At 66.3% G+C, this 13886-nt stretch carries 5 protein-coding genes; all 5 read left to right on the top strand.

Translation table 11 applies throughout. From position 1 onward, the window contains the following. The 5 genes from ACXYMN_RS01585 to ACXYMN_RS01565 all read left to right on the top strand — a co-directional run bounded on the left by ACXYMN_RS01585 (position 1) and on the right by ACXYMN_RS01565 (position 13675). Positions 1-3450, top strand: coding sequence for a DUF6603 domain-containing protein (locus ACXYMN_RS01585; protein ID WP_459011633.1), 3450 nt, complete (start codon positions 1-3; stop codon positions 3448-3450). 15 nt (positions 3451-3465) lie between these two features. Then, positions 3466-6258 (top strand): hypothetical protein, encoded by a 2793-nt coding sequence (locus tag ACXYMN_RS01580; protein WP_459011632.1) that lies wholly within the window; start codon positions 3466-3468, stop codon positions 6256-6258. Positions 6259-6997: 739 nt separating this feature from the next. Further along, positions 6998-11344 (top strand): hypothetical protein, encoded by a 4347-nt coding sequence (locus ACXYMN_RS01575; protein WP_459011631.1) that lies wholly within the window; start codon positions 6998-7000, stop codon positions 11342-11344. Between the two features lie 107 nt (positions 11345-11451). Further along, a complete protein-coding gene (locus ACXYMN_RS01570) occupies positions 11452-12651 on the top strand; it encodes a hypothetical protein (protein WP_459011630.1) in 1200 nt (399 codons plus the stop codon). 232 nt (positions 12652-12883) lie between these two features. After that, positions 12884-13675 (top strand): LuxR family transcriptional regulator, encoded by a 792-nt coding sequence (locus tag ACXYMN_RS01565; protein WP_459011629.1) that lies wholly within the window; start codon positions 12884-12886, stop codon positions 13673-13675. Positions 13676-13886 lie beyond the last annotated feature (211 nt).

Below are 13886 nucleotides of genomic sequence, written 5' to 3'. Positions count from 1 at the left end.
ATGGCACAGGTCGTCGAGATTTTCGCCCAGTTCTTCGCGCCGGTCACCGATGCGGTGGACGATCTGGGCGCGATGGAGAACCTGCTCGGCGATCTTGGGGTCGATGTGCCGTTGGTGGCCGCGCATCGCACGACGCTCGATGCGATCCTGCCGGTCGGCCAATTGCTGAACGATCTGACCGAGACCGCCGAAAACCCGCCCGACAATCTCGATGCGGACTTCTGGATCGATCAGGCGACCTCGATCCTCGAGGTGCTGGCCGGGTTGGCCGCCCTCGGGTCCAGCGATGTGGCGGGGTTGCCCGGCACGCTGTCCAATCCCGACACCTGGGCGCGGATCGCGCGCGAATTGCCGGGCTATTTGCTGCTGACCTGGCTCGACGATGTCTATCCGGTGGTGCCCGCCTTCCTCGCGCTTGGCGGCGCCATCGAGGTCATCCCGCGCGGCGCGGGCAAGCCTGCGCGCAGGCGGCTTGACTGGGTAGCGACCGGGCAGCTCTTGCGCGATCCACCGACCCAGATCGCGACGACCTGGGCGTTCGGTGGCGACGCTTTCGACGTCAACGGCTTTCTGGCGGCGTTGTCCGTGCTATTCCAGGCGATGGGGTTCCGGTCACGGCTGGTCAACACGCCCGGGATCGCCGGCCAGGCCCTCGGCGACCGCGCGCCGGTGGTGCCCACACGCGCCATGGACGGGCGGCTTCTGTCGGGGACGGTGCTGGACGGTACGACGACAGGGATCCTGTCGCTGGTGATGACCGGCGCCACGCGCCCCGGCATCGACACGCCCGCGGGCCTTGCGGTTTTGCCGGTGGTGTCGGGGCAGTTCACCCTGCCGCCCATGGATCTTGGCAATGACATCGCCTTCACGCTGTCGGCCTCGGGCGAGGCGGCAGGGGGCGCGGGCCTTGCCATCTATCCCTCGGGGCCCGAGGTCATCCTGGGGCAGGGCGCGGCGCAGGCCAGCGCCACGGCGACGCTCTCGGGCGCGCCGGTTTCGGACCAGGGCGACACCGGCTGGATCATCATCGGGCAGCGCGACGCGTCGCACCTGCGCCTCGACCGGTTTGCCTTTTCGGTGCGCGTCGATACCACGCCGGCGGATGTATCGATCAGCCTCGATCTGGCCGATGCCATTGCCCTCAGGATCGCCGCCGGGACCGATAGCGACGGGCTGATCAACACCATCCTCGGCGATACCGAGGTCGAGGTCTTCGGCGGGGTGTCGGCCACCTGGTCGAGCCGCACCGGCTGGTCCTTCACCGGCGGGCTGGGGCTTGAGGTGCAGGTGCCGATCGGCGCGGGCATCGGACCGTTCTTCGTGGATTCCGTCACACTGGCGGGCTGGGCCGGGACGGAAGGCTTCGGAACCTCGGCGGCGGTCACGGGTTCGATGTCGCTGGGGCCGATCTGGCTGTTCTTCGACGAGATCGGCGTTATCGTCGATCTTGAGCCGGTGGCAGAAGGGCAAAGCGGCAATTTCGGCGCGCTCGACGTCACGCCGCGCTTCAAACCGCCCGACGGATACGGTGCGTCGCTCGACTTCGACCCGGTGACGGGCGGCGGCCTGATCATCAAGAACGACACCGAATATCGCGGTGCGCTGGAACTCAGTTTCTCCAAGTTCGGGCTGTCGGCCTTTGCCATCCTCAACACCGAGATGCCGGGCGGGCAGCCGGGCTTTTCCTTTGCGGCCTCGGTCTTTGCCACCTTCAACGTGCCCTTGGCCTTCGGGTTCTTCCTGACCGGCTGCGGCGGCGTGCTGGGGATCAACCGCACCATCGACACCGACGCCATGCGCGACGTGCTGTTTGACGGGCGGCTCGACGATCTGCTGTTTCCGGCCAATCCCATCGAGGACACGCCGCAGATCCTGGCCGACATGGCCGCGATCATGCCGCCGCAGGGCGGTCAGCACTTCATGGGTCCGGTGGTGCGGATCAGCTGGGGTCAGCCGACGCTGGTGCATATCACGCTGGGCGTCATCATCGAGGTCGGCGCGCAGGTGCGGATCATCATCCTCGGCTCGATCAAGATGGCGCTGCCCGATGAAGATCATGCCATCGTGCTGTTCCAGCTCAGTTTCTTCGGGGTCATCGACTTCGCCGAGGGGCGGATCGATTTCGACGCCTCGTTGCAGGGTTCGAAGGTTCTGATCTTCACCATCACCGGCGATGCGGCGGTGCGCACCGGCTGGGGGCCGGGCATCTTCCAGATCGCGTCGCTGGGCGGGCTGCATCCGCTTTATCCCAAACCCGACAACCTGCCCGATCTGCGCCGCCTGTCGGCCGGCTTCGGCAAGCCGGGCGACGATGTGCGCCTGTCCATCGCGGGATACTTTGCGCAAACGCTGAACTCGGTCCAGTTCGGCGCCAGCGCCGAGCTGTTCGCGCAAGGCCCGAAGTTCCCGGTCCTTGGCCGGGTCAGCGCCGAGGGGCATATCGGCTTCGACGCGCTGATCTATTTCAATCCGTTCTCGTTCACCGTCGACATCGATGGCGGTATCTCGTTGATGGTGAACGGCAAGGTGAAGGCGGCGCTGTATTTCGCCATCTCGATGCGCGGCCCGAACCCGTTCTTCTTCTCGGGCGAGGTCTGGGTCAAGGTCTGCAAGATCAATGTCCGGTTCGCCGTCACCACCACCTTCGGGCAAAGCCGGTCGGCACCGGCCGCCTCGGCTTCGGCGGTGGCCGAGTTGCGTCGCGCGCTGGAAGCCTCGGGCGCGCTCGAGGCGGCGGCGCCGTCGCCGGGATCGGGCGGCATGATCACCTTCCGGCAGGTCGAGGAGCCGCTGATCGAACCGCTGGGGCAATTGCGGATCAGCCAGAATGCCGTGCCGCTGGATGTCACCATCGAAAAGCTGGGCGAGGCGCAGGTGACAGGGTCCAAGCGCCTGACTCTGGCGCTGCGTGACCCGCAAGGCGCGGCCATGCCGGCAACCGATATCAGCGGCGATTTCGTGCGGGCGCATTTCTTTGACGCGGGCCGCGCCGAGCGCCTGCGCGCGCCGTCGTTCGAGAGCCACGATGCCGGGCTTGAGGTCACCGATACCGGCTTTTCGATCCAGGGCGCTTCGGTGGGCGAGGAATACGAATACGAGGTCATCGAGGTGGGCGAGAAGCCGACGCCGAAGCCGCCGCTGATCGAGGGCTTCGACAAGCACGAATTTTTGCGCTTCAGCAACAAGTTCTCGGAAGGGCGGATGAACAAGGGCGGCATGTTCCGCCGCGATATCGTGCCCCAGGACCGGGTACAGCCAAGTCGCGACGTCTTCCTCAGCCAGTCTGTTGCCGACGCACTTGGCCAAAAGGGGCAGGGCGGCCCCCTTGGCGATATCGTGACGGCGGCGCGGCAGCAGGGGCGCGGCGCGTTGTCGAAGTATTCCCGTCAGGAGATCGCCCTTGAACCCGAGATCAACGCCGGTGTCGCCGATTACCTGAGCGCCGCCTGAGGAGGATGGACTGACATGCCCAACGCCTTCCGTTTCTTCCCGAACCTGAGGCTCGGAGCCGTGGCCGAGGCCGAGGTTGCCGACGATGGCCGCCTCGTCGCGACCTACAGCCTTGAGATCGGATCGGAGAATGGCACCGAGGGCGCGCCGGTCGCGGTTGATGCGCGCTTTCGCGGTCCCGGCGACGTGATCGGCATCAACCCCGACGAAATCGCCCGCTTCGAGCCGCTTCTGGGCGTGACCGATTTCGAGCCGGATTACTTCCCCTTTGTCGAGTTCCGATCGCCCGACTTGCCGTGGCGCTTTGCACTGGGCGACGGGTTCGACGCGAATGCGGATAGCGATACCGACAATCCTGCGCCATGGCTGGTGCTGATCGCATTGCGCGACGACGAGTTTCAGGCGCTCGGGCGTGGCACCGCCCCTTGCCTGCGCATCTCGGTGCATGATGCGGCGCTGTCGCTGCCCCGGCTCGAGGACCGCTGGGCCTTTGCCCATGTGCAGATGAACACCGCCGCAGGCGAGGCCACGGCCAGCGCCGCCCTGCAAGACGACCCCGATCAGGGCTTCGCGCGGCTGCTCTGTCCGCGCAAGCTTGACCCGTTGACGCGCTACAGCCTGTTCGTGGTGCCCGCCTATGAAAACGGGCGGCTGGCGGGGCTGGGCAGCGATCCGACGGCGGAGACCGACGATCCCGCCGCCCTGGCCTGGAACGCGGGGCAGGGCGGGCCGGTGACGCTGCCGTTTTATGCCTCTTCCTCGTTTCGCACCGATGAGGGTCTGAACCTCGAGGCGCTTCTCGAACAGCTCCGCTCGCTCGACGATACCGAGGCCGACAAGCTGGCCGAGGCCGAGACCTTCCGTCTCGATCATCCGGGCTACTTCCGCCGGGTTTTTCCCAAGGCCGGGGACACCGACGTCCAGAAGGCCCTGATGCCCACGGGTCACGATATCGCCCAGAACGCCGCGCCGGACCCGATGCGCAACGCCATGGCGGCGGTGCTCAACCAGGTCATCGACGGCGAAAAGGGTCCGACCCCGGACGAGGCCCGCATCCTCAAGGCGGACGGTACGGATGACGAAGACCCGCTGGTGTCGATCCCGCCCTACGGGTTCCGCTATGTCGCCGCGCCCCGGATGCGGACCGACCTCGTGCGCTGGGTCGAGGCGGTCAACCTCGATCCGCGGTTTCGGGTCGCCGCGCAACTGGGGGCGTCCTGCGTGCGCGATCATCAGGAAGAGCTGATGACATCCGCCTGGCAGCAATACCCCGAGATCGTCGAGACCAATCGCCTGCTGCACCGGCTCGAGACCGCCGAGCGGCTTGTCTCGCGCATTGCGCGGCGGCGTTTCGAAAAGCTCGATGCTGATGTGGGCGTGGTTCTGGCCGAACCGTTCACACCCTATGCGCGGCGACAGGAGGGCATGACCCTCGGTCGCGAGATCGGCCTTGCGGTCGGCACCAGCGTCGGGGCATTTCTAGCCGAACGCGGGACGCCGCCCGCCTATGCCAGCCGCGATCTGCGCCGGATCGGTGCGCGGGTGCAGACCTGCAAGCCCGACGGGCCGGGACTTGCGCTGCGGGCGCCGAAGCTGCCGGGTGACAAGACCGCCTCGGCGGCGGGCGAGACCCGCGAGCGGTCGGCGCTGCGGCGCATCGAGACGCACCTCGCGCAGCGCGGCAACCGAATTGTGATCGACCAATTGGGGCTGGCGGGGATGCTGCGCAACACCCAGGAACTCAGGGTGCCGCCGCGCCGGAGCGTGGGGATCAGCGTCAAGGCCTTCGAAAGCGGGCCCTTGCATACGCTGGTGACCCGAAGGCTCGAGGCGCTGCCGGCCCTCAAGGCGGCGTTCCGTGTCGCCGGGCGCAGCGCGGCAGAGACCGAGAAGGGCGGTATCGTCTACCGCGCGCCGCGCCTGCCGGTGCCGCTGGTGGACTACATGATCGCCCGCGATCCCTCGGCGTTGATGGCGGGTGTGCGCGACATGCCCGACAACACAGTCGCCTTCTTCGAAGAGAACCGCGCCTTCGTCGAGGCGCTGATGCTGGGCGCCAATCACGAGATGAACGAGGAATTGCGCTGGCGTGGCTTTCCCACAGACATGATGGGCACCTGCCTGCCCCGGTTCTGGAACCGGGGCCTGCCGGATCACCGCGCCGAGCATGACGATATCGGGCCGATCACCGACTGGACGCGGCTGTTGGGAAAACAGCACAGCCCGGTCAATCCCAACGGCAATGCCAATCTGGTGGTGCTGATCAAGGGCGCGGTGGTGCGCAAACTCGACGAGCCGATCCTCAGGATCGACATCTCGGACGAGGACGGCGTCTGGACGCCGACGCCGCGGGCCAAGCCGACATTGCCGTCCTTCACCGGCAAGCTCAGCCCGACGCTGGCCTACTATGGCTTCGATATCAGCCTCGATTTCCTGACGGCCCCCGACCGCATCGGACGGGCCTTCTTCGTGATCATGGAGCCGCCGGGGCGGCTGCGCTTTGGCCTAGACGTGGGCAGCCTGACGGTGCGGCAGCGTCGGGCGCAGGACCTCGATCGCCCCGGGGCAGCGCCAAGTGCGTCGGGCCGCAGGCAGGGTCGATTGCCGGAATGGGACGAACTGAGCTTCTCGGATCTCGATCGGGACCCCGCGGGGTATATCGCGTCGGATCAGACCCTTCTCAGACCGCAGGGCTCGGACCTCGATCTTTGGGGGGCCGGGCGGAACGCGGCCACCATCGCGCGGTCGTACTGGCAGAAACCTGTGGCAGCCGTTGTGCCGTTCCGTGGAGTGTTCGATGGCCGATGAACCAGACAAGAGACGTGGCGGCAAAGGGCGGGGTGCAGACGCAGGCGCAGGCAAGGGACGTGGCCGACGCGGTCAGGACAGGCCGCCCAGGGAAGACGCCGGATCGCCGGGCACCGGTGGCGAGCGGCGCAAGGACGCGCCCCCAGCCCCCGGCCCCGGGACCCCGCGCGCGCAGGGCGACGACCGAAAACCGAGGCAACCCGGCGCAGGCATGGCTGACGCAGACCGGGGCAGACGCGGGGCGTCCGACCCCAAGGCCCCCGCGACTCCAGATCCGCGCCGCGCCGGAGGTGGAAAGCCCCCGAAGCCCGGCGAGCGGCCAGGGCGCGGCCCGAGGCTGACCGACAGTGACGAGGACCGCCGCAAACCGCCAAGGGTCACACCGGACCCGCAGCCGCCGCGCGCCGGTGGGGGACGCCCGCCCAAACCCGGCGAGCGGCCAGAGCGTGGACCGAGGCTGACCGACAGTGACGAGGACCGCCGCAAACCGCCAAGGGTCACACCGGACCCGCAGCCGCCGCGCGCCGGTGGGGGACGCCCGCCCAAACCCGGCGAGCGGCCAGAGCGCGGCCCCCGCGCTCCGGGCATCCAGGACCCGGGCCGCTCGCCCCCGAGACCCGGGCGCGATGGCCATTTGCGGCCTGGCGCCGGTCCGGGCCCCGCTCCCGGGCCGGACCTGTCGGATCTGCAGCAACGCCGGGCCGATGCGCGCGCCGCGTCGCCGCTTCTGATGATGCCCATGCGGCTCGAAATGCGGCACTTCGCAGGTGGGCAGTCGGCCACGCTCATGCGCCGCCGTCCGGACGGGCAGGAGGACCGCGTCCCCTTCAGGGCCGACAAGGGCGGTGCGGTGTGGTTCCGGTGGTTCCCGGACGGCAATTTTGCCGAACAGGGCATCGCCCGCATTACCGAGGCCGAGATCGCCGCGGTGACCGACTTTCTGACCCAGACCGACCAGCGGGATTTCCCGCAAATGTCGCAGACGGCAACGAAGAATGCGTGGTCGGCCTTTGCCGGTGCGGTCGGCGGCGAGGCGCGCGCGGCGTGGCTATGGCGCAACCAGAAAATGCTGGATCAGCCGATGCCGGATCCGGACCTGCGCGTGGGCCGGATCTGCGGATTGCCCGCAGAGGTCAGCGTCTACGCCCTGACCGGCAAGACCGTGTCGCGCATCGCCACCGGCGCGCCGATCATCCCCGGAGGCAAGGACCGGGCGGCCACGGTGTCCTATGCGCCCGCTCTGGTCGACGCGCAAAGCTGGCTGACCGACTTCGACCTGGCGGTGGCCGAGGGCATGGGCGTGCGGGTGACCGAACCCGACCTCGTGGCGCTTGCGCGGGATGCCGACTGGCTGATCGCCGTGGGCCTGTCGGGCAAGGAGGGCGAACCTGGCACCGATGGCGATGGAGAGATCGAGGCGCTGCTGCGCGACGTCACCGCAAACGGATCGGGATCCTTCCTGGCCAGCAACACCGCGACCAACAACGCAGGTGAGATGACAACCGATTACTCGACCTCGGCGACGCGCATGGGGCAGGGCGACGAGAAACGTTTCGAACTGGAGGATGGCGTCTTCCAGCTGCCCAACCGCGCGGGCAGCGATCTGGCGAAGTCGCTCGGCGTATCGGAACAGACCGTCGCCCGGATGCCCAATGCCGGGCTTGACCATCGCGGTGCCGCAGAGGCGATGATCACGGTGATCGGCCCGGTGTTGCTGGACGACAAGCTGGACGGCACCAGCCAGTTGAAGGACATGAGCGAGACGGGCTTCATCGCCGCGATCGCAAGCCACTTCATCCCGCGCGGGTATCACGCGCCGCTGCGGATGGGCGATAACGCCTACGGGGTCGTGCCACTGGCGCCGATGGACGGGTTCAAGAGCAACGAGATCCCCAATCCCGAACAGGCCAAGGTTGCGGCGACCGTGACCGTTTTCGGCATCGTTCTGGACGGGCTGATGTCCGCCGAAAGCGAGATCACGACCCCGAGGCTGCACCCCGAGGACCCGGACGCCGCCGAAAAGCTGGATGTGATCCTGCAATCCTACGCCACCGGTCGCCGGATCGAGGTCTATGACGGCGACGAGGATGACACGCCGCTGGTACTTGGCTGCCCCTACGTGGCAGGGCCTGCCGCCGCCGACCATCCTTCGGCCTATCTGGGGCGCTGCATCGATGTGCCGATCCAGGACCTTGCCGACCCGGACGCGACCGACACGACGTCGCCGCTTCTTTATCGGCTGATCCGTCGCTCGATGACGCGCAACCTGCGGTTTCAGATAATGCGCGAAGAAGGCGATGTCGGCTTCGACCTGACCCGTCTGTCGCAGCTCGATGACGTGGTGGTGCCGCAATCCTCGACGGTGCAGAACGCGATCAACTGGACCCGGTCGCGGTCCATGGCGCAGATCACCGACCTGTCATCGGCGCAGCGCTTTCCGGGGCTTGGCGACACCACTCGCCGGCTTTTGAACCCGGTTGCCGAGCGCTTCACCGCAAGCTTGCGGCTTTTGAAGATCCTGGCCGCGCGCGATGATGGCGTGGCCGAGCTTGAGGCCCTGATGCTCGAGGTGATCGACCTGTTCCAGTACCGGATCGACACCTGGATCACCGGCATCTCGCAGATGAAACTCGATGGGTTGCGCGATCAGGCGAAAAAGGAACCCAAGCTTGATCCCGGACCGCTGCAGCTGGGTTATTTCGGCATGCTCGCGCTGAAGCGTCAGACCGACGATGCCGAACAGGCCGCGCTGGCCCGGCAAGAGACCAAATGCGGCCAGACCGGCCAGTATCTGCAGGCCCCGACACCGGCACAGGCCACCACGGCGGCGGTGCTGCACTCGGCCCACATGCGCCATGCCGGCAGCGGTGCCTTCGACATCGACCTCAGCGCGCCGCGCGTGCGCCTGGGCCTCGACCTGCTGGACCGTCTGCGCGTCGGCATGCCGCTGGGGGCGGCGCTTGGCCTGATGGGCGAACGCCTGTTGCGCGACCGGTTGCAAAGCGCCCGGATCCTGCCCCTGCGCGACGCATTTCCGTTTGCCAATTCCGACAAGGCCGAAAATGCGGCACGGGCCCCCATCGCGCGGGTGCTCGACGGTCTGGCCTTCGTCGAAGCCCCGCGCCCGCAGACCCCCGTACCTGACCGCGGGCTGCACGCCACGCTGTCCGATGCGCTGGATGCGCTGAGCGATCTGGTCATGGCCGAGGCCGCCTACCAACGTGCCAGGGGGGCCGCGGAACGGGCGAATGCCTGGCTGTCGGTGCTGTCGGGCGGGCCGATCCCCGAGCGGCCGCAGTTCATCCATTCGCAACGCTCGGGCCATGCCTCGGAGCATCGGGTGATGCTGAAACTGTCAGAGGGCACGGTGACGGCGCCCGAGGATACCATCGCCACGGGCCTGATGGAGATGGCAGATCCGGATCTCGCCGCGCTGGCGACGACGATGTTCCCGAAACTGGCCCTGGACACGCTGCTTGTGCGCGTGGCCTTCGTGGACAGCAGCGCGCGGGATGTGGAGTTGCCGGTATCCTTCGACCAGACGCTGAACCTGCCCGCGCTCGAACTGCTGATGTCTTCCCGCGAGGCGGTGGCGCGGCGTGTCGTGGCGGCGGCGCTCAACACTCTGGCGACCAGCCACGATGCCAAGACACGCGCCATGCTCGACGCGTTCGACGCCGACGGGCTGATGGCCTCACCGGCCCATCAGGTCACCATATTGCACGTCCGAAGCAACATGCCGCTGGCGGATTGGCACCAACCGGCGCGCGAGGTTGCGGGCATGTTGCGGCGATCCCGCATGCTCGAGCCGACCGACCTGCAACCCTTCAACGAAGGCGCGACAGAAGGCGACGAGGCCGCCTATCTGCCCGCCTGGCAGGCGGCGCTCGAGCGGATGACGGCGCGCCGCAACGCCGTTTACACGACGCTGGAGGCCCTCTACGCCCGTATCGAAACGATGCGCGGGCAATTCTTCGACAGTTTCGATGCCGGCGCGTTCGGGGACGGGCAGGGTGACCTGACCAGCCCGCTTTCCGCGCCGCCGCCGCTCTGGCGGCAATGCGCCCGGTTCAACGAGGTGCTGACACAGGCCGCCGCCTTGGTGACCGGGGCGAAACTGCCGTTCCTGACGCCCGCGCGGCTGGCCGCCGACCGCCTTGGGCTCGAGGAAGAGGTCACCGCATTGGGGGCCACGCTGCGGACCCGGTTGAAAGCCGTGCAGACCCTCCGGTCCGAACGCGCGGGCGACCGGGCGGCGCCGCTGACGACGGAAGGCGCAGTGCGCAGCGCACTTGAAAGCGAAATCAAGATCTTGCGCGGCATGCTTGGGCGGGCGAAATTCCCGGTCTCGGCCCGTTTTGCGCATGTGGCGCAAAGCCTGCCCGGGTATGCAGGGCAATCCGCCGTGCCTGCGGGGCTCGAGGAATGGCCTCTGCTGCGCGCCCGGTTGATGCCTGCGCTGACGCTCGACCGGATGGTGCCGGGGTTGCAGCTGCGGCGGGGAGTCGACCATGCGGCCCTTGCCGCGCGCAATGGCAATCCGGACGACCCCCGCGACGAGACGGAAGCGCCGCTGAAGCACCACTTCGCCAAGGTCATCGGCGTCGGTACGACATTCGACCAAAGGATCAGCTTCGCAGGGTATGCCATTGACGAATGGACGGAAACACGCCCATCCCGCACACAAAACGCCACCTTGGCGCTGCATTACGACGCGCCGCAAGCCGAGGCTCCGAACGCGCTCCTGCTCGGCGTGCCACCGGCACTGGACGCGCCCGACTGGACCCCGGACAGCGCCGCGCAGCTGGTGCGCGATCTGATCTCGTGGACCCGCATCCGCGCGATGACGACCCAGGACACGATGCTGGAAAACACGATCCTGCCCGGGTCCAATGTCATCGCCAACGCGCGCCGGAACGGCGCCATGGTTGACCGGATCCCGACCCGTAAGGGCAGTCTGCGGGTGACGGACAAGACGCAGATCACGGGCAGGTTCGTCATCGATGCGACCGCGAAGGGGGTCGGCATCGCAGGCGGAGGATTGTTCGAGGCACGCGGGTTCAGCGGCAAGCGAGGTGGAAAATGAGCGATGATCATCAACGGCTTGTGACGTCTTCCACGTCGCCGGACATCGCCGAGAACCTGGCCGCGCGGCTGCGCGATCCGCTGTGGTTTCTGGCGCGACAATGGCAGATGGGCGAGTTCGAGGGGGAGTCCGGTGGCTCGCCGACGCGGGTAATCTATCACCAACGCACCGTTGCGCTGACCGATGTTCGGGTCGGCGGCGTGAAACGCAACAATAACCGTGACTTGCCGCTTGAAATGATCGTGGAAGCTGAACCGTCCGGGGCAGGGACGCCGGGTCGCCGTAAGCCCGAAGGCTGGAACAGCGAGCGCCTCGGGTACAGCTTCGAGGCGCGTGGTCAGGGCGCATCCTTTGTCGTGAAGGACTATGATGGCCGTGCGCTCGATTGGTTTGACTTTCAGCCGCAAGGTATTGATGCAAAGGTGCTTTCCGACATCCAAAGCGTGCCGTTCGAGACGATCCCCGGGATGATTGGGTTTCCCGGCGCGCCCGAGCCGCGCTGGTGGACAATCGAGGATGGTGCCGCGTATTTCGACAGCGCCATCGACCCAGAGCCGAACGTGTTGTCGATGTTGCTGCCGGAGTTCTTCTATACCGATATCCGCAACTGGTTTCTGGTTCCAGCACCGATGGAAGCCGGTCAGATCCGCCATATAGACAGCGTGGAAGTGATTGATTCCTTTGGCGTCATCACCGCTCTTGATCCGGTTCCAACGGATCAGACGCAACTTTTCACGCTGGGCGGTGAGACGCTGGGGAACGATACCATGCTGATCCCGAATGTCGCGGTTCAGGTCGTCGATTGCGACACGCTTGAGGAAGTCACCTGGAGCCGGGACGAAGCGGCAAACCTTGTCTGGGCGCACGAACGGTTGATTCAGGACCCGATGACCGGGGTGCCGTTCGAGACCGGAACCGAGGTTGCGCCGGACACGCTGAGGACCGACGAAGAGGGCGATTTCTACACGCTGAAGAACGACCTGCCACGCGCGTACATTCCTTACGTGCCGCGCCAGACGTCGGACGTTCCCGCGATCGAGGGCGACATCGGCCTGCGCCGCGGTCGCACGCAAGTGGACGCCACGCTTGATGCGCCGCAGCACCGTTCGACATTCGTGGCCGAGACGACATGGCTGCACCATGAGACGATCCCGCCGGACGGGCTGAAGACGCGGCGACTGCATCGCTATGCGCGCGGATCCGACGGAGAGCCGTATTTCTGGATCGGACGCGATCGCAACGCGGCCCTGAAACCGGATCGCGTTACACTGAGGTTCGATTACATCCGCAAGGAGAAGGGCAGCTGAGCGCCTGTCGAAGGCAATGTTTGGTGGAGATCTTCAGCGGATCGATAAGTCTTATAATCAGTATTATGTAAATTGGATAGATCGACTTTGCCGGGTAGGCCTTTGTTATCATATGAATTCGAGAATGCCCCCCTGCGTGCCGGTCAACGTTAAACCTGTGGCGACGTGCGGCGCGCTGGACAGGACTTCCTCTGCGGCGCTATCAATGCACGGGATCAAGGGGTTCAGCCACATGACAAAAACGCGCTCTGACAAGCCCGCGGCGCAAGTGGATCTGGAACGGCGGGTTCTGGCGCTGACCGAATGTGACCATATCGAAGAGGTCTGGGCCGAGCTTTGCGTCGCCATGTCCGGTTTCGGGTTCGACCGCCTGCTCTACGGCTTCACGCGCTTCCGGTCCGGGCAATCGCTGGGCGATCCGGACGATTTCCTGCTTTTGACCAATCATCCCGCGAGTTACACCAAGCCCTTCTTCGACGATCGCATGTACCGCGAAGCACCGATGGTGCGTTGGGCGCTGAATAACGACGGGGCCTGTTCCTGGCGCGTGTTGCAGCAGATGGATGCGGAAAACGTGCTGAGCGCGCCAGAGCGGCGGGTTCTGGAGTACAACCGCCGCCACAACGTCGTGGCCGGGTATTCCATCTCGTTTCGCTCGATCTCGCGCCGGGCCAAGGGTGCCATCGCGCTGACGGCGCGCGACGGGCTGGATCAGGACGATGTCGACGCCATCTGGGCCACCAACAAGTCCGAGATCCTGATCCTCAACAACGTCGCGCATCTGAAGATCCTGACCCTGCCCTATACGCCACCCAACCAGTCGCTCACCAAACGCCAACGCGAGGCGCTGGAATGGGTCGGTGACGGCAAGACGACCGCTGACACGGCCTCGCTCATGGGACTGACACCTGCGACGGTTGAAAAGCACCTGCGACTGGCACGGGCTGCCCTGAACGTCGAAACGACGGCGCAGGCGGTTCTGAAAGCGGCGTTCCAGAACCAGATGTTTGTGCTGGATCTGTGAACCGGAAGGATGCCTTGCCGCATATAATTTGCGTGGTCGGGTATTCCAGACTTTCTTTACCTAGCGTCAAGTGGCATGCTGACAGTGTTCCGTGAGTGATGGTCGCAAGATCAGGAACGTTTGAGGACCCGTATCCTTGTATTTTCAAGGCTCTGCGCGTGTTCTTTGGTGCAAGCCGTTCGGCACGGGCCTGCATTTCCAGGCCGAAACC

The organism is Roseivivax sp. CAU 1753 (assembly GCF_054482575.1).
This window is presented reverse-complemented; position numbering and strand designations above follow the sequence as displayed.

Bases quoted from the DNA above. Each gene is read 5' to 3' on its own strand.
- ACXYMN_RS01565 (WP_459011629.1), top strand. From the start codon at position 12,884: ATGACAAAAACGCGCTCTGACAAGCCCGCGGCGCAAGTGGATCTGGAA.
- ACXYMN_RS01580 (WP_459011632.1), top strand. From the start codon at position 3,466: ATGCCCAACGCCTTCCGTTTCTTCCCGAACCTGAGGCTCGGAGCCGTG.
- ACXYMN_RS01570 (WP_459011630.1), top strand. From the start codon at position 11,452: ATGGGCGAGTTCGAGGGGGAGTCCGGTGGCTCGCCGACGCGGGTAATC.
- ACXYMN_RS01585 (WP_459011633.1), top strand. From the start codon at position 1: ATGGCACAGGTCGTCGAGATTTTCGCCCAGTTCTTCGCGCCGGTCACC.
- ACXYMN_RS01575 (WP_459011631.1), top strand. From the start codon at position 6,998: ATGCGGCTCGAAATGCGGCACTTCGCAGGTGGGCAGTCGGCCACGCTC.